The 21,200-nt window shown below is 63.7% G+C and carries 26 protein-coding genes; 13 read left to right on the forward strand and 13 right to left on the reverse strand.

The annotated features are described in order from the left end of the window. Position 1 precedes the first annotated feature (1 nt). The 7 genes from FJ543_RS11475 to FJ543_RS11505 all read right to left on the reverse strand — a co-directional run bounded on the left by FJ543_RS11475 (position 2) and on the right by FJ543_RS11505 (position 4,624). Entirely contained in the window at positions 2 to 907 is a 906-nt protein-coding gene (locus FJ543_RS11475) for a ribokinase (RefSeq protein WP_140721175.1), read from the reverse strand. Between the two features lie 86 nt (positions 908 to 993). Continuing rightward, positions 994 to 1,476 carry a hypothetical protein gene (locus tag FJ543_RS11480; RefSeq protein ID WP_140875121.1) on the reverse strand — a complete coding sequence of 161 codons (483 nt, stop codon included), beginning with the start codon at positions 1,474 to 1,476 and terminating at the stop codon, positions 994 to 996. After that, on the reverse strand, positions 1,451 to 1,969 hold the full coding sequence (locus FJ543_RS11485) for a hypothetical protein (RefSeq protein WP_015315727.1): 519 nt from the start codon (positions 1,967 to 1,969) through the stop codon (positions 1,451 to 1,453). The genes FJ543_RS11480 and FJ543_RS11485 overlap by 26 nt, the downstream gene beginning before the upstream one ends. Beyond that, positions 1,936 to 2,328, reverse strand: coding sequence for a hypothetical protein (locus FJ543_RS11490; RefSeq protein ID WP_140618856.1), 393 nt, complete (start codon positions 2,326 to 2,328; stop codon positions 1,936 to 1,938). Before FJ543_RS11490 ends, FJ543_RS11485 begins: the two co-directional genes overlap by 34 nt. A 20-nt stretch (positions 2,329 to 2,348) precedes the next feature. Further along, entirely contained in the window at positions 2,349 to 2,819 is a 471-nt protein-coding gene (locus tag FJ543_RS11495) for a hypothetical protein (protein ID WP_140661716.1), read from the reverse strand. 222 nt (positions 2,820 to 3,041) lie between these two features. After that, entirely contained in the window at positions 3,042 to 3,920 is an 879-nt protein-coding gene (locus tag FJ543_RS11500; protein ID WP_015315730.1) for a bifunctional helix-turn-helix domain-containing protein/methylated-DNA--[protein]-cysteine S-methyltransferase, read from the reverse strand. A 209-nt stretch (positions 3,921 to 4,129) separates the two neighbouring features. Continuing rightward, positions 4,130 to 4,624: a DUF2244 domain-containing protein gene (locus FJ543_RS11505; RefSeq protein ID WP_015315732.1), complete on the reverse strand. Its 495-nt coding sequence runs from the start codon at positions 4,622 to 4,624 to the stop codon at positions 4,130 to 4,132. 22 nt (positions 4,625 to 4,646) lie between these two features. Here FJ543_RS11505 and nth point away from each other — a divergent pair, with 22 nt between their 5' ends. From nth to FJ543_RS11520, 3 genes are all read left to right on the forward strand, one after another. Then, complete coding sequence (gene nth, locus FJ543_RS11510; RefSeq protein WP_140875123.1) at positions 4,647 to 5,459, forward strand: endonuclease III; 813 nt, start codon at positions 4,647 to 4,649, stop codon at positions 5,457 to 5,459. Between the two features lie 74 nt (positions 5,460 to 5,533). Further along, positions 5,534 to 5,638 carry a YdeI/OmpD-associated family protein gene (locus tag FJ543_RS11515; protein WP_140824007.1) on the forward strand — a complete coding sequence of 35 codons (105 nt, stop codon included), beginning with the start codon at positions 5,534 to 5,536 and terminating at the stop codon, positions 5,636 to 5,638. A gap of 109 nt (positions 5,639 to 5,747) precedes the next feature. Continuing rightward, positions 5,748 to 6,281 carry a GNAT family N-acetyltransferase gene (locus FJ543_RS11520; protein WP_140875125.1) on the forward strand — a complete coding sequence of 178 codons (534 nt, stop codon included), beginning with the start codon at positions 5,748 to 5,750 and terminating at the stop codon, positions 6,279 to 6,281. Positions 6,282 to 6,463: 182 nt separating this feature from the next. Here FJ543_RS11520 and FJ543_RS11525 read toward each other — a convergent pair whose 3' ends face one another. Continuing rightward, a complete protein-coding gene (locus FJ543_RS11525) occupies positions 6,464 to 7,228 on the reverse strand; it encodes an IclR family transcriptional regulator (RefSeq protein ID WP_140823877.1) in 765 nt (254 codons plus the stop codon). A 184-nt stretch (positions 7,229 to 7,412) separates the two neighbouring features. On the opposite strand from FJ543_RS11525, the gene FJ543_RS11530 reads away from it, so the two are divergent. The 5 genes from FJ543_RS11530 (at position 7,413) to FJ543_RS11550 (ending at position 12,655) form a co-directional block, all read left to right on the forward strand. After that, entirely contained in the window at positions 7,413 to 8,390 is a 978-nt protein-coding gene (locus FJ543_RS11530; protein WP_140661721.1) for a tripartite tricarboxylate transporter substrate-binding protein, read from the forward strand. A gap of 152 nt (positions 8,391 to 8,542) precedes the next feature. Beyond that, positions 8,543 to 9,079 carry a tripartite tricarboxylate transporter TctB family protein gene (locus FJ543_RS11535; RefSeq protein ID WP_140875127.1) on the forward strand — a complete coding sequence of 179 codons (537 nt, stop codon included), beginning with the start codon at positions 8,543 to 8,545 and terminating at the stop codon, positions 9,077 to 9,079. A 4-nt stretch (positions 9,080 to 9,083) separates the two neighbouring features. Continuing rightward, a complete protein-coding gene (locus FJ543_RS11540) occupies positions 9,084 to 10,607 on the forward strand; it encodes a tripartite tricarboxylate transporter permease (protein WP_140618847.1) in 1,524 nt (507 codons plus the stop codon). A gap of 15 nt (positions 10,608 to 10,622) precedes the next feature. Further along, the gene (locus FJ543_RS11545; RefSeq protein ID WP_140661723.1) at positions 10,623 to 11,807 is read left to right on the forward strand and encodes a CoA transferase; all 1,185 of its coding nucleotides are present in this window, start codon (positions 10,623 to 10,625) and stop codon (positions 11,805 to 11,807) included. Beyond that, positions 11,804 to 12,655, forward strand: a complete 852-nt coding sequence (locus FJ543_RS11550; protein ID WP_140661724.1) for a citryl-CoA lyase — start codon at positions 11,804 to 11,806, stop codon at positions 12,653 to 12,655. Before FJ543_RS11545 ends, FJ543_RS11550 begins: the two co-directional genes overlap by 4 nt. Positions 12,656 to 12,658: 3 nt before the next feature. Here the strand turns inward: FJ543_RS11550 and FJ543_RS11555 are convergent, their stop codons facing one another. Together FJ543_RS11555 and FJ543_RS11560 are read right to left on the reverse strand one after the other, a co-directional pair. Then, positions 12,659 to 13,135 carry an NUDIX hydrolase gene (locus FJ543_RS11555; protein ID WP_015315741.1) on the reverse strand — a complete coding sequence of 159 codons (477 nt, stop codon included), beginning with the start codon at positions 13,133 to 13,135 and terminating at the stop codon, positions 12,659 to 12,661. 126 nt (positions 13,136 to 13,261) lie between these two features. Further along, positions 13,262 to 13,549: a hypothetical protein gene (locus tag FJ543_RS11560; RefSeq protein ID WP_224596499.1), complete on the reverse strand. Its 288-nt coding sequence runs from the start codon at positions 13,547 to 13,549 to the stop codon at positions 13,262 to 13,264. A gap of 92 nt (positions 13,550 to 13,641) precedes the next feature. On the opposite strand from FJ543_RS11560, the gene FJ543_RS11565 reads away from it, so the two are divergent. Both FJ543_RS11565 and FJ543_RS11570 read left to right on the forward strand, forming a co-directional pair. Further along, positions 13,642 to 13,974 (forward strand): hypothetical protein, encoded by a 333-nt coding sequence (locus FJ543_RS11565; RefSeq protein WP_015315743.1) that lies wholly within the window; start codon positions 13,642 to 13,644, stop codon positions 13,972 to 13,974. A 36-nt stretch (positions 13,975 to 14,010) separates the two neighbouring features. Continuing rightward, positions 14,011 to 14,592 carry an invasion associated locus B family protein gene (locus FJ543_RS11570; protein ID WP_015315744.1) on the forward strand — a complete coding sequence of 194 codons (582 nt, stop codon included), beginning with the start codon at positions 14,011 to 14,013 and terminating at the stop codon, positions 14,590 to 14,592. A gap of 58 nt (positions 14,593 to 14,650) precedes the next feature. Here the strand turns inward: FJ543_RS11570 and coaBC are convergent, their stop codons facing one another. The 3 genes from coaBC to ubiE form a co-directional block, all read right to left on the reverse strand. Then, positions 14,651 to 16,123: a bifunctional phosphopantothenoylcysteine decarboxylase/phosphopantothenate--cysteine ligase CoaBC gene (coaBC, locus tag FJ543_RS11575; RefSeq protein WP_210243702.1), complete on the reverse strand. Its 1,473-nt coding sequence runs from the start codon at positions 16,121 to 16,123 to the stop codon at positions 14,651 to 14,653. 88 nt (positions 16,124 to 16,211) lie between these two features. Beyond that, positions 16,212 to 17,786, reverse strand: a complete 1,575-nt coding sequence (gene ubiB, locus FJ543_RS11580; protein WP_140875129.1) for a 2-polyprenylphenol 6-hydroxylase — start codon at positions 17,784 to 17,786, stop codon at positions 16,212 to 16,214. A gap of 70 nt (positions 17,787 to 17,856) precedes the next feature. Beyond that, positions 17,857 to 18,633: a bifunctional demethylmenaquinone methyltransferase/2-methoxy-6-polyprenyl-1,4-benzoquinol methylase UbiE gene (gene ubiE / locus FJ543_RS11585; protein WP_140875131.1), complete on the reverse strand. Its 777-nt coding sequence runs from the start codon at positions 18,631 to 18,633 to the stop codon at positions 17,857 to 17,859. Between the two features lie 133 nt (positions 18,634 to 18,766). On the opposite strand from ubiE, the gene FJ543_RS11590 reads away from it, so the two are divergent. The 3 genes from FJ543_RS11590 (at position 18,767) to FJ543_RS11600 (ending at position 21,198) form a co-directional block, all read left to right on the forward strand. Next, positions 18,767 to 19,741 (forward strand): adenosine deaminase, encoded by a 975-nt coding sequence (locus tag FJ543_RS11590; RefSeq protein ID WP_140875133.1) that lies wholly within the window; start codon positions 18,767 to 18,769, stop codon positions 19,739 to 19,741. Between the two features lie 142 nt (positions 19,742 to 19,883). Beyond that, positions 19,884 to 20,513: a uracil phosphoribosyltransferase gene (gene upp, locus FJ543_RS11595; RefSeq protein ID WP_015315749.1), complete on the forward strand. Its 630-nt coding sequence runs from the start codon at positions 19,884 to 19,886 to the stop codon at positions 20,511 to 20,513. Between the two features lie 121 nt (positions 20,514 to 20,634). Further along, the gene (locus tag FJ543_RS11600; protein WP_015315750.1) at positions 20,635 to 21,198 is read left to right on the forward strand and encodes a TIGR02281 family clan AA aspartic protease; all 564 of its coding nucleotides are present in this window, start codon (positions 20,635 to 20,637) and stop codon (positions 21,196 to 21,198) included. Positions 21,199 to 21,200: the final 2 nt, after the last annotated feature.

Raw genomic sequence — 21,200 nt, forward strand, 5'->3', positions numbered from 1 at the left:
TTCAACCGGCCTCTTGCAGCGCCTGGTCGACATCCTTGGCCAGTGGGATCGCCGGTTGGGCGCCGGGCTTAAGGCAAGCCAGCGAGCCGGCGGCGCCGGCACGCGCCAATGCCTGTTCGAGCGTGAGGCCCGACGACAGGCCGGCGGCGAAATAGCCGCAGAAAGTGTCGCCGGCCCCGACCGTGTCGACCGGCGTGATCTGCAAAGCAGGGAGGGTCAGGAATTCGCCTGGCGTTGCCGCCATCACGCCGTCGCCGCCGAGCGTGACGACGATGATGCGTCCAGTCTTGCTGGCATAGTCGCGCATGCGCGCTGCACGATCGCGGCCTTTCAGGGCAAGGGCTTCGCCATAGAGGTCGAATTCGGTTTCGTTCGCGACCGCATAGTCGGCCTTGCCGAGGAAGGCGGCTGCCCCGCCATGGAAAGGGGCCGTGTTGAGGACAGTGATCGCGCCGGCCACCCTTGCCTGGTCGAGGGCCGCATCGACCGTCGCGAGCGGAATCTCGTGCTGCAGCAGCACGACGTCGCCCTTTGTCAGAAAAGCCTTGGAGAGGTCGCCGGGCACCACGGAAGCGTTGGCGCCGGGCACCACGGCGATAATGTTTTCGCCGTCATCGCCGACCATGATCAGCGCCGTGCCGGTCGAGGCAAAGGTCTCTCCCACGCCCGACAGGTCGACCTTGGCCTCGCGCAGCAAAGCCAGTGCCTCGGGGGCGAAATTGTCCTTGCCAACGGCGCCGACCATGCGCACCTGAGCGCCGGCACGCGCGGCGGCGAGTGCCTGGTTGGCGCCCTTGCCGCCGGGGGCCGTCGTAAAGCTGGAACCGCTCACCGTCTCACCGGGGCTCGGCAAGCGGTCGACACTGGCGATAAGGTCGAGGTTGATCGAACCGACTACGATAATCAAGAAATGCCTCCTGCTGATGCGCGGAAGCTATCCTGCCAAGCCGTTCGATGCCAGACCACGCGAATGGTCCAGCGTGATTTGCCGCGTCATTCACAAAGCACAGTGACGATGCCCTGATAGTTGCCGGCGGGAAAGATACCGCTCGACTTGGTGGCGGTGAGGTCGATCTGCACGGCGTGGGTGCCATTGGCGACCCTTTGCGGCACGCCACCATTATTGTCGACCCCCGAGCCATCGAGGCGGAAGACCGAGGCGAAGGTCACGTTGGTGCCGCCGCCGCTCGGCGCGGACGAGAATGCGGCAGGCGCCGATGCTGAAACCGAATAGCAGTCCAGCAAATTGAGCAGCGAGCACAGCAGGGAACTTGCCACCACGGTGGCGCTGGCGCTTGATCCGCCTGCCTGCTTGGAGCCCAGTATGCCGATGGCCGGATTTGCGGTCATCGTGCCCGATGCCCCGACCATGATGGTGCAGGTGCCGATGATCGCGGCCTGCGCCGGAAGGCAGCAGCCGGCGAGCGCGGCCATCGCGAGCAGCGCGCGGCTATTTCTTCTTCTTTTTCTTGCCATCGCCGCTTCCGGTTCTGATGCTCCAGCCTTCGTTGGCCCATCCGGGTGACGCGGCCACGGGCGTAGGTGCGCTGGCGGCCACGCTCGCGGTCGGCCCGTCACCGCCCAGGCCCATCTTGAGGAGCTTCAGCTCCAGCTGCAGGCGCTCGACCTCAAGCTCGTAGAGGCGGCTGCAATCGACGCGCTTCGGCGTACGCCCGATCGGAATCACCACGCGGCCGTAGGTGGCGACGTCGTTGTTCGCCTGATTGTTGCCTCTGATGACGCCCAGGTCGAGATAGGCACCGGTGCCCGATACGGCGGAGCGGCAGGTGGTTCCGTCGGAAGCGTGGACCTCATCCTGCCCTTGCGGCAAGGTCACGCCGGGCAGGTTGAAGCCGCTCTCATTCTGATTGAGGTTGTAGACATCCTCGGCCAGAACCGGCGAGATCCCTGCCCAGGTTGCCGCAAACGCGACTGTCAGGACTTGCGGTGCCCAAAAAACTTTCCGCATATCTGTGCCCTTATCTGCGTCTGTTGATTGGGAAAGGGGATGCTCTCGGTACAGATACGCACTTTACGCTCGGCAGCGCCGCCGAAGGGCACGACCACAAGGACAGGACGGGAAGCCTGCGAGCCCAGTTGGAAAACGCTCGGAGAGATCTTGGCATCCACTGGCTGAAAATTCTGATCGTAAACGTGGATTTCGACCTTGATCTTCTGGCCGTAGGGATTGGCGGGAAACACGCGGATCGCGAAGGCGTCGGTGAAACTGTTGACCTCACCCCGCATCGGCGACATCGACTGGGCGTTGGCGGCAAGGGCCGGCAGGCCGACGGCCAGCGCCGCCGCCAGGATTCGTGCATGTTTCAAGGACCCCTCCTTCGCGACGGCTATTCGCAGCGCAGTGTTACCGTTGCCTGATAGTTTCCGGTGGCGAAGCGGTTGCTGCCGCCCTTGGTGCCAGCGAGATGGACCGAGACAAGGTCGGCGCCGGGGACAGCGAGGGCGGTGGCGGCCCCCGTTTCAGCGGTCGTGTGGGCGCCGCTGGCCGAATAGGTCGGTGTCCAGGTGGTGGCGGTGCTGTCGGCGGCGGGCACGGTGGTGAGGGTCACCGGATCGACGCTAAGTGAAACACCTCCGGTGGTGGTGAGCGTGACTGTTCCAGCCGAACCGCCGCTGTTGTGGGAGCTCAGCGACTGAAGGTCGGCGCTCACCGTCATGGTGCCGTTGGTGCCGACGACAAGCGTACAGGTCGCGGTGACCGTGCCATTGAAGATGACATTCTGCGTTGTGGCCATCGCCGCGTGGTTCAGGCACGTGACCAGCAAGGCTGCACCAAACACGGTGCGGAACAACTTCATCGAGATTCTCCTATTAAGTCGGATCGCCCGAATTAATATGGGTCATCATCGCTTTATCGTGGTTAATTTAGCGTAAACTTAAATAAGATATCGAAATAACGCTCGTGAAGAAACCGGCGGTTGTCCACGGTTGTATCCAGAAGTTTCAAAACCAAGCGCAATAATACTGCGTATTTCCAAATATAAGTATATTCTCCGGGGCAGGAAGAAAAAATCGACATTTCACGACGAAATCTGCCCCGCCTCCCAGCCGAGGATGGCGCGCTTGCGGGTCAGGCCCCAGTGATAGCCGGTGAGATCGCCTGATTTGCCGATGGCGCGGTGGCAAGGCACCACGAAGGAGAGCGGGTTGGCGCCGTTGGCGGCGCCGACCGCGCGGCTGGCGCTCGGCGCACCGATGCTGGCCGCGATCGAGGAATAGGTACGGGCCTTGCCCATCGGAATCTGGAGCAGCGCCTCCCAGACGCGGACCTGGAAGTCGGTCCCGATCATGACGACATGAAGCGGCTGATCGGCGCGCCACAGCGTCGGCTCGAAGATGCGCGCGGCATAGGGCCCTGTCGCTTCCCTGTCCTCGATATAGAGCGCGTTCGGCCAGCGGCCGGACATGTCGGCAAAAGCGGTGCGTTCCTCGCCCCCGTCGCAGAAGGCGAGGCCGGCAAGCCCGCGGTCGGTGGCCATGATCAAGGCAGTGCCGAACGGGGAGGTGTGATAGCCGTAGCGGATGGTGAGGCCAGCGCCGCGCGTCTTGTAGTCGCCCGGTGACATAGCCTCATGGGTGACGAACAGGTCGTGCAGCCGGCCGGGGCCGGACATGCCCAGTTCGAAGGAGGTTTCGAGCAGAGGCATGCCGGAATCGAGCAGCCTGCGCGCATGGTCCAGCGTCACCGCCTGCAGGAAGGCCTTGGGCGACAGGCCGGCCCAGCGGGTGAAGAGTTTTTGCAAGCCGGTCGGCGTCTCGCCGACCTCCTCGGCCAGTTCTTCCAGCGATGGCTGGTCGCGATAGTCGAGACTGATCTTTTCGATGGCGCGGCGTACGATTTCGTAGTCGCTGCCCTCAGGCGTGATGTCCTTCTTGAGGACTGCCGTGTGTGTGCTCATGGACTGTCTCCTTGGGCTGGAATATCGCCCCTCGGGGCGCCGATCGCCACCCGAAACCTGCCTTCTTGCAGCACTTGCCCAGATAGACTCGGGATTCGAGCCAGGGAGCCGCTGATGGCTGGCGAAAAAGTCCATCTGACAGGGGCAAAAGAGACCTTGCTCATGACACTCTACGGCAAGGCTTTCCCGGAAATTCCCTGGAATTGCTTTTAGCGCGCCTTGGCGGTCGCCAGCGCGCGCGAGAAGGCGGTGGCGAAGCTCTCGCGCGAATCGGGGTCGAGGAAGCCGCCGATCGGCACGTTCTGGCCTTGTGCCTCCACGGTCATTCTGATGATGCCGATCTCGGCGTGCCGGGCGATCGAAAACCGTACCCAGAACGGATTGAAGCGATGCGCTTCCGACCTTCCCGAGGGGGCCGTCTTGCGAATGTCGAGGCTGGTGCGCGAGACCGACACTTCCTCGCGGGCGCGTGCAGCCCGGTAATTGACGCGGAAGGCGATGTAGACGGCCACCACGTCGAGGCCGAAGAAGCCGAACACCGGCCAGGCACCGCGCGACAGGAAAAACGCACCCGTCACCAGCCAGCCGACCATCAGTGCGCCCATCAGGATCAGGAAGCCCGTCCTGCCCAGCGACCGGTGCGGGGTCAGCAACGCGTGAAAGAAGGGCTCGTCAGCCTGAAACGAGGCGTTTGTGTCACTCATGACAGACTATTATAGGAGGGAAATGGCGCGTCCCAAGTCCAATGAGTCTTCCATGCCCGAAAAAGAGCTGCCGGCCGGACGCCGTGATGGCTCCAATGCCAAGGCGCGCCCTCGGCCGGCGCGGCGCTCGTCCCGCTACAGCCCGGCTGAAGTGCATGAGATTTTCCGGCGTTTTTCGGTGCAGCGGCCGGGGCCGAGGGGCGAACTCGAACACGTCAATGCCTTCACGCTGCTGGTGGCGGTGGTGCTTTCGGCGCAAGCGACCGATGCCGGTGTCAACAAGGCAACGCGGGCTCTGTTCAAGGTTGCGGACACGCCGCAAAAGATGCTGGCGCTCGGTGAAACCAAGGTCGGCGACCATATCAGGACCATCGGTCTCTGGCGCAACAAGGCCAAGAACGTCATCGCCCTATCGCAGGCGCTGATCCGCGACCATGGCGGCGAGGTGCCGGATGACCGCGATGAACTGGTCAAGTTGCCCGGTGTCGGGCGCAAGACCGCCAATGTCGTGCTCAACATGGCCTTCGGCCAGCATACGATGGCGGTCGACACGCATATCTTGCGCATCGGCAACCGGCTTGGCCTGGCGCCCGGCAAGACGCCGGAACAGGTAGAGCAGGGGTTATTGAAGATCATCCCGGACGAATATATGCGCCATGCGCATCACTGGCTGATCCTGCACGGACGCTATGTCTGCAAGGCGCGCAAGCCGGATTGCCCGGCCTGCGTCATCGCCGATATTTGCAAGGCAGAGGTGAAGACGACCAGCATTCCGGCGCCCCTGGTGCCGATCGCCCCGCTTGAAACTGTCGCCGCCGAAGATCAGGCGCCGTAGCCGCGCGCCATCGCCGCCGCGAACACCGGGATCAGGCTCGGCCGGACTATCAGAAGAACGACTATCTCGGCTGGATCGGCCGCGCCAAGCACCCGGATACCAGGCGAAAGCGGCTCGACCAGATGCTGGATGAATTGCAGCGTGGTGGTGTCTACATGAATATGGTTTGGCACGGCTGAAGTTCTGCTTCGATTACTAGGCCTTCCCTGGATGATGGCGCGTATCGCCCTGGCCCTTGCACCGCACCAGCGATTTGCTAAGCGCTGAGGATCAGCGAGGCATATCGTCATGAAAAATCCGCACGGTGTTCCGGTCATCGAGACCGAGCGAACCATTCTAAGGGCGCACCAACTGGAGGATTTCCACGCCTATACCGCCATGTGGGCCGACCCCGTCGTCACCCGCTTCATCGGCGGCAAGCCGCGCACGCGTGAGGAAAGCTGGATGCGCTTCCTGCGCCATGCCGGCCTGTGGTCGCTGCTTGGCTACGGCTTCTGGGCCATCGAGGAGAAAGCGACCGGCCGTTTCATCGGTGAGGCCGGGTTCCACGATCTGAAGCGCGACATGGAGCCGTCGATCGAAGGCATCCCCGAGGCGGGGTGGGCGCTCGCACCGGCCGCGCACGGCGCCGGCCTTGCCACGGAGATCGTCAGCCGCGTGCATGGCTGGGGCGACGAGACGTTCGGACGTGCCAGAACCGTCTGCATCATCGATCCCGAAAATACGGCTTCGCTGAACGTCGCCAGGAAGTGCGGCTATATCGAGCTGACGCAGACCCTCTACCATGATGCGCCGACCATGCTGCTGGAGCGGCTGCCCTGAGGGGTGTCAGGCGAGGCGAGGGCGCCGACAATCACCCGGCCAGGCGCTACAAACGCGCAATCCGGACGGAAAACCGCTGCACACCTTGACCTGCCGCAACCGGCCTTGGGCGCGCAGCTTCCTTACAGGGGCGGCGAGCGGAAGTTGGAGGCCTTTCCGACGCCATAACCGCGGAGCTAGGGCTAAGCCTCCGTCGCGAGGCTCGCCTGCTCCAGCATGGAGGCATCCTCGCCGAAGGCGCGAGTGGCGCGGGCCGCCGCCTCGAGCAGCGGGCGCTTCATGCGCTCAAGGAACGCAGCGTCGACGCGCGTGCTTGGACCAGCCAGCGTCAAGGCGCCAAGCAGCGCGTGTCCCGGCCCGAAAACCGGCGCCGAGACGCCTGCCGTTTCGGGGTCGCGGTCACCCACAGCGAGACAATTGCACGTTTTGCGGATGGTTTCGTAGGGTTCGCCCTGCTGTCCCGAAAACGCCGCCAGCACGCGCCCGCCCGAACCGGCCAGCAGAGGCAATACGTCGCCTTCGCGTATCGTGTAGCGGATCGGATGCTTGGATTCGACCCGGTAAAGACAGGTGCGCACGTCTCCTGAGCGGACGTAGAAGGCAACACTCTCCCAACTTCGTTCGGAGAGATCGCGCATGATCGGCAACAGGATGTCCACCGCCACCACCGAACGCTGGTAAAGCGCGCCCAGCCGAAAGGCGGCGGGTCCGACGCGATAGCGCCCATCGTCCAGGCGCTCGAGCAGTTGCCCGCGCAACAGCGAATTGGCGAGCCGCAGGATCGTGCTTTTGTAAAGACCGGTGCGCATCGCGATTTCAGCAAGACTTAGCGAGCGGTCGGCCGTGCTGAAGGCATCGAGGATGGCGATCGCCCGGTCGAGTGCCGCAACACCTTCGACGGAGGTACGCCGGATTTCCGCATCAGCCGAGTTGCCTGGTAAGTCCATTGCGGTTCCCAATTCGGTGAAGCCCGAGCGGAACCACTCTGTCGCGCCACCGGACCGTTCTGTCCAGTAGAATGTCGTTCCTGTTGACGGAACAAGGTAAAATCTGCTTGAACTTGATCACGGGTCTGTGAACAGGCGCGTTTTGGCAGGCACCGGAGGAGGTGTCGTGATCTGGAGGAATCCCATGCTGAACAGACGCAGATTTTTGATGAGTACGGCGGCGGCTGGCGCGGCCGGGCTGGTGGCATCGCATTTCTCACCCGCCTTCGCCGAAGGTGCGCCTCAAGTCCAGATCTTCGTGCCGGCGGCACCTGGCGGCGGCTGGGACCAGACGGCGCGCACGATGGATCAGGTGCTGCGCGGCGAGAAGCTCATCTCCGGCTCGCAGATCACCAATGTCGGTGGTGCCGGCGGCACGGTAGGGCTGCCGCAGTTCATCAATCAGTGGAGCGGCAAAGGCAATGCGCTCATGGTCGCGGGCATGGTCATGGTGGGCGCCATCATCGCCAACAAGGCGGCCAACAACCTGACCCAAGTCACGCCCATCGCCCGTCTCACCGGGGAATTCGAGGCGCTGGTGGTGCCGGCGGACTCGCCGTTCAAGACGGCCGCCGATTTCGTCGCGGCACTCAAGGCCGATCCGACGAAGGTTCCTGTCGCGGGCGGCTCGGCCGGTGGGTCCGACCACATCCTGTTCGGCCTGATCGCCAAGACGGTCGGCGTTCCGGCTCCCAGCCTCTCCTATGTACCGTTCGCGGGCGGCGGCGAAGCTCTGTCGGCATTGCTCGGCAACCAGGTGGCGGCCGGCATTTCCGGCTTCGGCGAGTTCTCCGAGCAAGTCAAGGCGGGCGCGCTCAGGCTGCTCGCCATTTCGGCCGACAAGCGCCAGGACGGCATCGACGCGCCGACGCTCAAGGAAGCCGGCATCGATGTGGAACTGTTCAACTGGCGCGGCGTCTTCGCGCCGCCCGGCATTTCCGACGCCGACAAGGCGGCCATGATCACGCTGGTCGAAACCATGGCCAAGAGCGATGCATGGGCGACCGAATGCAAGAACCGCAACTGGACGTCCATCCTGCTCACCGGCGACGACTATGCCAAATTCGTCACTGAGGATTCGGCTCGCATCGAGGCCATCCTCAAGGACCTCGGTCTCGCCTGATTTCCCCCAAGGGGGCGGCTCGTGCCGCCTCCTCCTTTTCTCGACGCATCGATCGCATGCGGCCATGCAGCGTGAAGGTACGACGAAGCCGGCTGCTGGAGGCGGCTGTTTTGGCCACCAGATCGTAGCCATCCATAGCGGGGAGGACATTCATGAGCACCACCGACCAGCAGGCAGTGCCGCCGCGACTCGCCGTACCGGAATTGTTGATCGGCGTCGGCCTCCTGGCCTGCGCCGGGGCCGTGGCCTGGCAGACGCTGGCGATCCCGGTCTCGCCGCTCTATTCCAAGGTTGGTCCGACCGTCTTTCCCTATCTGACCATGGTCGGCCTGATTGTGCTTTCCCTGCTGCTCATCCTCGCCGCGCTTCGCGGCGGCTGGCAGCCGGAGGAGGAAAAGGAAACGCCGACCGACTGGAAGGCGATGGGCTTCGTCGTCATCGGTCTGCTGGCCAATCTTGTGCTCATCCAGCCGCTCGGTTTCACCGCCGCGTCGGTCATCATGTTCGTTCTCGTCTGCTACGGCTTCGGCAGCAGGCATACGCTGCGCGATGTGCTCATCGGCCTGGTGCTGGCGCTGGCTGCTTATTTCGGCTTTGCCAAGGCGCTCGGCGTCAACATCGGCGCTGGTGTCGTCGAGAACCAGCTGAACATGGTGATCGACGCGTTCACCAGCACGCTGGGAGGCTGACGCCATGGATACGCTCGGCCATCTCGCACACGGTTTCGCGGTCGCTTTCAGCCCGACCAATCTTTTGTGGTGCCTGCTCGGCACGACGCTTGGCACCGCCATCGGCGTGCTGCCTGGCCTTGGGCCAGCACTGACCATCGCGCTGCTCTTGCCGATCACCTATCAGGTGGCGCCGGAGGCGTCCTTCATCCTGTTCGCCGGTATCTATTACGGCGCCATGTATGGCGGCTCGACGACGTCGATCCTTCTCAACACGCCCGGCGAGAGCGCAACCATCGTGACGGCGCTGGAAGGCAACAAGATGGCCCGCTCCGGCCGCGGCGGCGCAGCACTCGCCACCTCGGCGATCGGCTCTTTCGTCGCTGGCACACTCGGCACGCTGGGCGTCGCCTTCCTGGCGCCTATAGTGGTCAAGTTCGCGCTGGCCTTCGGCCCGGCGGAGTATTTCTCGCTGATGGTGCTGGCATTCATCACTGTTTCGGCGGTGCTTGGGTCGTCGTCTGTGCGAGGCCTGACCAGCCTGTTTGCCGGCTTTGTAATCGGGATGATCGGCGTCGATCTGCAGACGGGCCAGCCGCGCTTTACTTTCGGCATGACCGAATTGCTCGACGGCGTCGACGTCATCATCGCCGCCGTCGGCCTGTTCGCGGTTGGCGAGACGCTCTACATGGCCTCGCGCCGCTATGCCGGCAAAGACGAGATCGTGCCGCTGAAAGGCTCGCTCTACATGACGGCGGCCGAATGGGGGCGTTCGTGGAAGGCCTGGCTGCGGGGAGCGGCGATCGGCTTTCCGATCGGCGCCATGCCGGCCGGCGGCGCCGAGATCCCGACCTTCCTGTCCTATGCCATCGAAAAGAAACTGTCGAAGCACAAGCAGGAGTTCGGTACGGTCGGCGCCATCGAAGGCGTTGCAGGGCCGGAAGCCGCCAACAACGCGTCCGCCGCCGGCGTGCTGGTGCCGATGCTGACGCTTGGGCTGCCGACCTCGGCGACGGCGGCGATCATGCTGTCGGCCTTCCAGAGCTACGGCATCAACCCGGGGCCGTTGCTCCTGACGACACAGGCCGACCTTGTCTGGGGCCTGATCGCCAGCCTGTTCATCGCCAATGTCATCCTGGTTATCCTCAACCTGCCGCTGATCGGCCTGTGGGTGCGGCTGCTGAAAATTCCCGCGCCGCAGCTTTATGCCGGGATCCTGGTGTTCGCCACTGTTGGTACCTATGGCATCTCGCAGTCGCCGATCGATCTCGTCATCCTCTATCTCCTGGGCGCCGCGGGCTTCCTGATGCGGCGGTTCGATTTTCCGACCGCGCCCGTCATCATCGGCATGATCCTGGGACCGCTCGCCGAAACCCAGTTCCGCCGGGCGATGACCATCTCGAACGGCGACTGGTCGGTGTTCTACAAGCATCCGTTGTCGCTGACCCTGCTGACGCTCGCCTTCATCGGCCTGGTCGGGCCGCATGTCTGGGCCTTCATCGAAAACCGGCGGCGGCGCGGTCCCGAACATGTGCCGGGCGATGCCTGAGCGATCTGAAAAGATATGACAGACTTGCTTTCCGGTATCCGCGTCCTCGACCTGACCAATGTGCTCGCCGGGCCTTACTGTGCCTATCAGCTGGCCTTGCTGGGAGCCGACGTGATCAAGGTCGAGGGGCCGCAAGGCGGCGATCTGGCGCGCCAGCTCGGCGGCTCTCCAAAGCTCAACAATGCCGGCATGGGCGCATCCTTCCTGGCCCAGAACGCCGGCAAACGATCGGTCATGCTCGACCTCAAGAAGGACACGGATCGCGGGCGCTTCCTGGACCTGGTCGCCAGCGCCGATGCGCTGGTGGAGAATTTTCGGCCCGGCGTGATGAAACGCCTCGGGCTTGACTACGAGATGCTGAGGGCGGTCCGCCCGGGCCTCGTCTATTGCGCGATATCGGGTTTCGGGCAGAGCGGGCCGATGCGCGACAACCCGGCCTATGACCAGATCATCCAGGGTCTTTCCGGGATCATGAGCATAACCGGCACGCCGGAAACCGCGCCGCTGCGCGTCGGCTATCCCGTCGCCGACACGCTGGGAGGCTTGGTCGGCGCGTTCTCGATCGCCGCGGCGCTGGTCAGGCAGAAGACATCGGGCGAGGGCGCGTTCCTCGACGTGTCGATGCTCGAATGCACGCTTTCCGCGCTTGGCTGGCCTGTTTCCAATTACCTGACGGCAGGGGTCGATCCCAAGCCGATGGGCAATGAGAACATGACGGCGGCTCCCTCCGGCGCCTTCCGCACCGGCGACGGGCTCATCAACATCGCCGCCAACAAGCAGGAGCAGTTCGTGACGCTGTGCCGGCTGATCGGACGGCCGGAACTGGCGTCGGACCCGCGCTTTGCCGAGCGCGAGACCCGCAAGCAGAACCGTGCCGCGCTCAAGGTCGAGATCGAGGATGCTCTGGCAAGCGATCCGGCGGCAATTTGGGAAGAGACGCTCAACCGAGCCGGCGTGCCGGCGGGCCGGGTACTGACGATCCCGCAAGTGCTGACCGAACCACAAGTGCTCGAACGCCAGGTGACGGCTCGTTTCGAGGATGTGGCTGGCATGGATGGGCCGCTGACCGTCCTGCGCGGCGGGTTCATGGTAGACGGTACGGCACCGTTGCCGACGCGGCCGCCGCCTGTGCTGGGCGAGCACATGGACGAGGTGTTCGCCAGCCTGCCGCCGCGCGCCAAGGCAAAGGCCCTGACATGAGCGGCGTGGAGAAGAAAACAGGCCGCGCGCGCGGCGAGGAATGGTGGCAGACCGGCATCATCGAGATGAGCCCCGGTGTGATCCGGCTGCGCGGCTACGAGATCCAGGACCTGATCGGCCGCGTCAGCTTCCCGGCTGTCATCTGGCTGATGCTGCGTGGCGAATTGCCCAGCGAGGACGAGGCGGCACTGCTCGGCATTGCCTTGGGGGCGGCCGTCGACCACGGGCCGCAGGCGCCGTCGATCGCCATCGCCCGCATGGCGGCGACCTGCGGCGTCGGCATCAACAGCGCCATGGCCTCGGCCATCAACGTGCTGGGCGACGTGCATGGTGGCGCCGGCGAGCAGGCGCTTTCCTTCTATGGCGATATTGCCGTGGCGCTCGATGGCGGCATGGGCCTCAACGAAGCGGTTTCGACACGTCTCGACCGGCTCTTCGGGCAGGAGAAGGGCTATGTGCCGGGGCTTGGCCATCGCTTCCATCCTGTCGATCCGCGCGCGCCGCGCCTGCTGGAACTGGTCAGAGATTTTGCCGCGCGTGGCGTGGTCAACGGCCGCTTTGCCGACATTGCCGAGGCGATCGAGGCCGACGTCGCGCGGCGCAAGGGCAAAAAAATCCCGCTCAACATCGATGGCGCCACCGCCGTCATCTATGGCGAACTCGGCTTTCCGCCGCCGCTGACGCGCGGACTCTTCGTGCTGTCGCGTTCCGTCGGCATCCTGGCGCATGCCTGGGAGCAATCTCAGCAGTCCGAGCGCAACAAGGGGCCGCTGCCGCGCGAATGGCTGTGGGCCTATAGCGGCCCGCCGGCACGGCCGCTTCCTGAAGATGAGGGCGCGGACAATTGAGGCTTATGCCTGCTCGAGCGGCGCGGGTCCGGGAAACTTCAAGGTGTTCACCAGCGTCGAGAGATCGGGCTCGTCGATGAGCATCGCGGCGTCGGCCGGCGCCAGCCAGGCCCGCTGCCGCCGCTTGGCTTCCTGCCAATCGGCAAGCTCTTCCGTCACTTCCAGCAGAAACACGACGACGTCGACGCGGACAAAGCGGTTGGCCAAGCGTTTCCAGTAGGAATAGGTGCCCGCCGGCTGCTTCAGCGTCTTGCCGAGCACGCCGGCTTCCTCCAGTGCCTCGATGGTGGCTGCCTTGCGTCCGCTCTTGCCTTTCATCGGCCATCCCTTGGGCACGATGAAGCGTCTCGTGGTTCTCGATGTAACCAGCATCACCTCGATGCCGCCATGCGCATTCAGCCGGAAGGGGATCGCCGCCACCTGGCGGATCCTTTCGCCTTTACTGGCCAGGCGTACGGCCTTCTTCTTGGTGGCTGCCATCTCAATAATCCAGTCGCTGCAATGCCCCTTAACGTGCTGCGACGCCTTTGCAAAATCCAAACTGCCGCAGGGGCACCTGAAGTGCCCTATCATGTAAGTCGGCTAAATAAAAGAAGCTGCCGTTCGTCAGCGGCAGGTGCTCACGGCGGTGTTGCCGATTATCTGCGTCTGGCAGCTCGGCCTAACCTGCGGCACGACCGGCGGCGGTTGCTGGACGATGATGCGATCCTGGGCACGATACTGCTGTTGCTGCTGCTGAAACTGCTGCCGCTGAACCCGGTTTTGCAAGGCCTGCAGATCGTTCTGCTGGATGACTGTGTTGTTTCTGACCGTGGGATTGAGCACCTGCGCGGAAGCGGGCATCGCAAAGCCGGCGCAAACCGCTCCAGCCAGCACCACCAATCTTGATATCATCGATGAACGACGCGCACACATCCATCTATTCCTGCAAAAAAATCTCATCACACCAGATATATAGGGCTTTTGCCCGACGATGCCATGCGAGAATGCCGATCACCCTCACACCAACCGCGCCCGCTCAAGGGCTGCCACCCGCGCAGGCTGCGTGTTTCCGGCAAGGAAGAAGGGTCGGTTGCAGGTTTCAACTTTTTTCCACCAAGGAGTGGGAGATCGAAGGCCGCTTCGGCGCGGCGGAGAATCTGCTGGCACCCCCTGCATTGCACTTGACGGAGGCGATCGATTCGCCGCTCTATCGGGTCGGCGCCGGCCTCGAGCTGAATTGCGTCGATGGCGTCGGCATGTCCGTCAGGTATAATGGCGCCTTCGGGGAAACGGTCAAACAGAATGCAGTCAGCGCGTCTTTCAAGGTCAGTTTCTAGGCTGGCTCGAGGCGGAGCCGGGCGGGAGAGATCTTGATGAGGAAATACGCGTATTTTGCAGCAGTGCTGGGTGCTGCCTGCATCGCAGGCCTGCCGGCCATGGCGGCGCAAACCAAGGGCGACAAGGTGGCGGCAACGCCGCCCGCCGCAGCTGACGTGCCGAAACTGCCGGGTGGTGCTTCGGCCTTGTCCGAAACCCATGGCGACTGGACGGTCAATTGCCAGATATCGGGCACGAACAAGGTCTGCAGCCTGTCGCACCAGCAGTTCAACAAGCAAAGCAACCAACGGCTTTTGGCGATCGAGCTGTCGAGCAAGACCGGCGAGGATGCGACCGGAACGCTTGCCCTGCCTTTCGGTCTGGCGCTTGCCAAGGGTGTCGCGCTGACCATCGACGATCAGAAGCTCGACGGCAGCCTGCCGTTCAGCACCTGCCAGGTGGTCGGCTGCCTGGTGCCGGTGGCGTTCGATGCCAATGTCACGCCGCTGCTCAAGAACGGCACCACGCTCAAGATCGATGCGTTCGCGGCCGACACGGGGCAAGTCGTAAGCTTTTCCATTCCGCTCAATGGCTTCGGCGGTGCGCTTGCTCGCACGGCGGAGCTTTTGGCCAACTGACGGCTTGGCTCACCGCAAGCGACAGGGTGTTGGCGGCAAACGCTTCCGCCGGCACTTGTCAGACGACGATGGTTTTCAACCGCTCGGCGATGAGCGCGGCAAGCCGTGCCGCCACCTCGTCCTTGGTCATTTCAGGCCATTCCTCGACGCCGGCCTTCGACACGATCCGCACCCGGTTGCGATCACCCCCCATCACGCCTGAAGGACCGATGCCGCTTTGGTGCGACACATCGTTGGCGACGATGAGATCGGCCCCTTTCTTCGTGAGCTTGGCCTCGGCGTTGCGCAACAGATCCTGCGTTTCGGCGGCAAAGCCGACGACCAGGCCTGGTCGATGCTTGTGATGGCCGACACCCGCCAGTATGTCGGGGTTTTCGACCATGCGCAGCACCGGCGGGCCTTCGCCCACGACCTTCTTGATCTTCTCACCGGCTGAATTCTCGGTGCGCCAGTCGGCAACGGCGGCGACGAACACCGCGGCGTCGGCGGGCAGAAGCTGTTCCACAGCGTCGCGCATTTCCTGCGCCCGTTCGACATGGAGGGTCTTCACTCCGGCCGGATCGGCGATGGTGACGGGACCGGAGACGAGGCGCACATCGGCGCCGAGCCTTGCCAATGCCGCGGCGATGGCGTGGCCCTGCTTGCCGGACGAGCGGTTCGCGATATAGCGCACCGGGTCGATTGGCTCGTGCGTCGGGCCCGACGTGACGATGATCTTGCGCCCCGCCAGTGGCCTGGGGCCGGCATCGAGCAGCGCCTCGACCGCGGCGACGATCTCAAGCGGTTCGGCCATGCGGCCTTCGCCGGCCTCATTGCTCTCTGCCATCTCACCCTTGGCAGGGCCGACGAAGGTGATGCCGTCCTTGCCCAAGCTCGCGCGGTTGCGGCGGGTGGCGGGATGCGACCACATCCTGGGGTTCATCGCCGGGGCCATCAGCACCGGCTTGTCGGTGGCGATGAGCACGGTCGAGGCCAGATCGCTGGCATGGCCATTGGCGAGCTTGGCCATCAGGTCGGCGGTGGCGGGCGCCACCACCAGGAGGTCCGCCTCGCGCGACAGCCTGATGTGGCCGACATCGTGCTCATCATTGCGGTCGAACAGGTCGATGAAGACATGGTCGGCGGAGAGCGCACCGACCGAAAGCGTGGTGACGAACTCCTGCGCCGCCGATGTCATGACGACGCGCACCGCCGCGCCGCGCTCGCGCAGCCGGCGAATGAGATCGAGCGCCTTGTAAGCGGCGATGCCGCCGCCGATTATAAGCAGGATGCGCTTGTTGGAAAGCGTGCCTCGCGGCAAGCTCTTGCCTGCTAATGCTGACGCCGGGGTCGGGGTGCCTTGCGAAGTGGCCAGTTTGTGCAGCGCTTTCTCGATCTGGTCGAGACGGCCAACAGGGCCGACCTGGCCGTGGACGGCGGCCCGGATCATCACCCGCGCCTGTTCTTCCATGGAGCGATCGTTTTCCGCCGCCAGGCGGCGCAGCAACTCCTTGACCTCATCGTCCAGGTTGCGGATCGTGATGCTGGCCATGTGATTGCACTCTACTCATCCTACTTGATGGCGATGATAGCAATGCAATCAAATTGCCGCAAGCAGCTGGCTTGCCGCGATTGCGGGTCTAATGAAGCTTCCAGGCAATGTAGACCAGCGTCAGCGCGATCACCCATAATGCAACACGGCCGGAACGGCTGTAGCGCGCTTCGGCCTTGCCTATAGCGCGGGCGGTCGCCTCATCGAAGCGCAGGCCGTGCTCGGCCATCAGGTCGATCTCTCGCGACAGCCGTTCCGTACGGGCCGCGAGTTCCGGCGCCTGGCGGATCAGCGTCAGTATTGCCTTGCCGCCGTCGCGCGCGTCGGCCAGCAGGCCGCGCGGCCCGAGGTTCCCGGCTATCCAGCCGCCGACCACCGGTTCGGCGGTCTTCCACATGTTGAAAGCCGGATCGAGCGTGCGCGCCACGCCCTCGACAACCACCATGGTCTTCTGCAGCAGGATCAATTCCGGCCGTGTCGCCATGTCGAAGAGTTCGGTCACCTCGAACAGCAGCGTCAGAAGCTTAGCCATCGAAATAGTTTCGGCGGGTTGGCCGTGGATCGGCTCGCCGATGGCGCGGATCGCCTGCGCGAAGGCAGAGACATTGTGCTGGCGCGGCACATAGCCGGCCTCGAAATGGACTTCGGCGACGCGCAGATAGTCGCGTGTGATGAAGCCGTAGAGGATTTCCGCGAGGAAGCGGCGCTCCTTCTTGCCGAGGCGCCCGGCAATGCCGAGATCGACGGCGACGATGGTGCCGTTCGCCTCGACGAACAGATTGCCCGGATGCATGTCGGCGTGGAAGAAGCCGTCGCGCAGCGTATGGCGCAGGAAAGACTGGATGAGGTTGGTGGCGATTGCCTTCAGGTCATGGCCGGCGCTTTGCAGGCCGGCGATGTCGTTCATCTTGACGCCGTCGACCCATTCCATGGTCAGCACGTCGCGGCCGGTGCGTTCCCAGTCCACCGAAGGGACGCGAAAGCCAGGGTCTTCCCTGGTGCTTTGGCCAAGTTCCGAGAGCGCGGCCGCCTCGAGGCGCAGGTCCATCTCGATCCTGGTGGTCTGCGCCAGCGTCTCGGTCACCTCGACCGGCCTCAGCCGGCGCGACGACGGTATGTATTTCTCCTGCAGGCGGGCGGCGAGGAAATAGCTTTCGAGGTCCTGGAAGAAGCGGCGGCGCACGCCCGGCCGGATGACCTTGACCGCTACCTTCCTGGCGACGCCACCATCGACGGTTTCAGCGGCATGGACCTGGGCGATGGAAGCCGCGGCGACCGGGTCGCCGAACTGCTTGTAAAGATCGCCGAGTTTGCGCCCGAGCGAGGCTTCGACGGCGGCCACCGCTTCGGCCGTCGGGAAGGTGTGCATCTTGTCCTGCAGCATGGCGAGATCGAGCGCCATGTCGTTGCCGACGACATCGGGCCGCGTTGCCAGGAACTGACCAAGCTTGACGTAGGATGGGCCGAGCCGGACCACCGCCTTGGCCAGCCGATCGCTGCGCTCATAGGCGAGCGCGCGGCGGCGGGTGAACAGCCGCGCCAGCCGCCAGCCGAATTTCGGCAGGCCGGATAGTTCCTCGCCGGGCAAGGCGGCAACGACGCCCTCGCGCACCAGCACCCAACCGGCCCGTACGAGCCGGAACGCCGCGCTGACGGTGCTCATGGCCGCGTCCGCCCTACCGGTTCATCGAGCTGGCGCAAGGCTCGTCGCGTGAGGAAGATCGGCGACGGCTTCAAAGCTTCCAGCCCGAATGCAGGGCCGCTATGCCGCCGGAATAGTTGCGGAAGGAGACGCGGTCGAAGCCGGCCCGAGAAATCATCGCCGCGAAGTTTTGCTGATTGGGGAATTTTGCGATCGATTCGACCAGATAGGAATAGGGCTCGCCGTCCCCGGTGACCAACTTGCCGATCCTGGGGATGGCATTGAACGACCAGGCTTCGTAGACCTTGTCGAGCAGCGGCATCTCGACCTCGGAGAACTCCAGGCACAGGAGACGGCCGCCGGGCTTCAGCACGCGCAATGCCTCGCCCAGGGCCACGTCGATATGCGGGACATTTCGAATGCCGAACGCGATGGTGTAGGCATCGAAGCTGGCGTCAGGGAAGGGCAGTTCCTCGGCATTGGCCTCGACGAAATCTGTGTTGCCGGACAACCCCTTCTTATCGGCCCTGTCGCGACCGACGGCAAGCATCGAGCCGTTGATGTCGAGCACGGTGGCATGGGCATGGCCATGGCTGGCATCGACGATGCGAAAGGCGATGTCGCCGGTACCACCGGCAACATCGAGCACGCGCCAGCCCGCGCGCTTAGGCGGATTGAGCCAGGCGACCATGGCATCCTTCCACAGCCGGTGCAGGCCAGCAGACATCAAATCGTTCATCAGGTCGTAGCGGTTGGCGACCTTGTGGAAAACATCGTTGACCAGGGATTGCTTCTCGCCTTCCCCTACACGCTTGAAACCATAGGAGGTTTCCATGCCGCCGGCGGCCGTGGCTCTCTCAACTGACATTTTTTTGATCCGTCATAAAACCGGCGGGACCATAGCCGATCGATGATGCGGGCGCTATTGTTTAAGGCGCGGTGTTCAGCCGCGCTTCCAGGTGGTGGGTTTCAAGACCTGGACTGACCGACGGGATGTTTGAATGCCTCTGAAAGCGGAACTGCACTGCCACATCGAAGGGGCAGCGGCGCCCGATCTCGTCATTCGCCAGGCGCAGAAATACGGCAAGGACACCTCGCCTTATATCCAGAACGGTTCTTTCGTCTGGCACGATTTCACCTCCTTTCTCGCCGCCTATGACTTCTCCGCCGACCTGTTCCGGACCGAGGAGGATTATGCGCGGCTGGCCGACCACTATCTGACCAGCCTGGCCCGCGATGGCGCCATCTACTCCGAGGTGTTCACCTCGCCCGACCACGCGACGAAAGCCGGGCTGTCATCCAAGGCCTACACCGATGCGCTCGGCGAAGGCATGCTGCGCGCCAAGGCAAAGACCGGCATCGAGGGCCGCATGATCGTCACCGGCGTGCGCCATGTCGGTGTCGAGTCGATCGAGCGCGCGGCACGCTTCGCGGCGCGTTGCGGCCATCCGCTGGTTACCGGGTTCGGCGTCGCCGGCGACGAGCGCATGGGCGAGATGGAGGACTATGTCAGGGCTTTCGAGATCGCGCGCGAGGCCGGGCTCGGCATCACCGTCCATGCCGGCGAATTGACGGGCTGGGAAACCGTCCAGGCGGCACTCGACCATATCCGCCCGTCGCGCATCGGCCATGGCGTGCGCGCCATCGAAAACCCCGACCTTGTCCGGCGCATCGCCGACGAGGGTGTCGTGCTGGAATGCTGCCCCGGCTCCAATATCGCGCTCAAGGTGTTCGACAGTTTCGCCGACCATCCCTTTCCCGCCCTGCAGGCGGCCGGCTGCAAGGTGACGCTCAACTCCGACGACCCGCCCTATTTCTGGACCTCGCTGAAGCGCGAATACGATATCGCCGCCGAACATTTCTCGATGAGCGAAAAGGCGCTTGCCGCCGTCACCAGGACCGCCATCGAAGCCGCCTTCGTCGACAGGAAGACCAAGACAGCGCTTCTTGGTCGGTTGGACGCGAAAGTTCGATGAACAGTGAGTAGTCAGTAGTCGGTAGTGACGGTGCACGCATCGAGCGGTTGAAGGCCGGCGCTTTCACTGACGCAGGGACTCGCAAATCGGCTCACTATTCACTACTCACTGTTCACCACTCACTATTCCGTCGGAGCACATCATGAAGGGCGTCACCGTCGTCGATCATCCGCTTGTCCAGCACAAGCTGACCATCATGCGCAAGAAGGAGACCTCGACGGCCGGCTTCCGGCGGTTGCTGCGTGAGATATCGCTGCTGCTCGGCTATGAGGTCACCCGCAATCTCGAACTGACGACGACAACGATCGAAACGCCTATGGAGACGATGGAGGCTCCGACGCTGGAGGGCAAGAAGCTGGTCTTCGCCTCGGTGCTGCGCGCCGGCAACGGCTTGCTCGAAGGTTTGCTCGACCTGGTGCCGGCGGCCCGCGTCGCCCATGTCGGCCTCTACCGCGATCATGAAACGCTGGAGGCCGTCGAGTATTTCTTCAAGGCGCCGAGCGACCTCGCCGACCGGCTGGTCATCGTCGTCGACCCGATGCTGGCGACAGCCAATTCGGCGATCGCGGCGATCGACAAGTTGAAAGAGCGCGGCGCCACCAACATCCGCTTCCTGTGCCTGCTGGCGGCGCCCGAAGGCATCGAGCGCTTTACCAAAGCGCATCCGGATGTTCCGGTCTTCACCGCGTCCATCGACCGCCAGCTCAACGAGAAGGGCTACATCATGCCCGGCCTTGGCGATGCCGGCGACCGCATGTACGGGACGAAGTAATACCCGAGCAATGTGCTTGGTATTTTTTACCAGGCGTTTACGCAAAGACGTGGTTCCGGCGCGCGTTAAAGCGGCAAACACCATCCGGCGCTAATGATCAGCTCTTCACAAAGGCCGATCCATGCTGCGCAAGCTTCTCATTCTCAGCGTCTTTGCCGGTGCGTCGGCATCGATCCCGGTCGTCTACCAGTCGAATCCGCGAATATTCGAAAACCTGCTGAAATCGGCGGTGACGGCCAAGCCAGCGGCCGAGACGCAACCGGATGTCAGCCTGGCCTCCGTTCCCGACAAGCCGGTAGCGCCGCTGCCGACCGGCCGGAAGGTCGTGGTCGCGGCGGACGGGCGCGGACACTTCTCGTCGACCTTCAGGCTCAACGGCCGTCAAGTCGACGGCATGATCGACACCGGTGCGACGCTGGTCGCGGTCAATATGTCGACGGCACGCCGGATCGGACTGTCGCTCAATCCCTCCGATTTCAGCCACGAAGTCAACACCGCCAACGGCACCATCAAGGCAGCCGTGGTGACGATTGATCGTCTGCAGATCGGCAGCATCAGCGTCGAAGGTGTGCAGGCGATCGTACTCGACGACAGGGCACTGCGCACCAACCTGATCGGCATGAGCTTTCTCAACAGACTCGGCAAATACCAGGCCGAAAACGGCACATTGCTGCTGGTTCAGTAGGT

This window comes from Mesorhizobium sp. B2-5-7, assembly GCF_006440875.1.
Taxonomy (GTDB): Bacteria; Pseudomonadota; Alphaproteobacteria; order Rhizobiales; family Rhizobiaceae; genus Mesorhizobium; species Mesorhizobium australicum.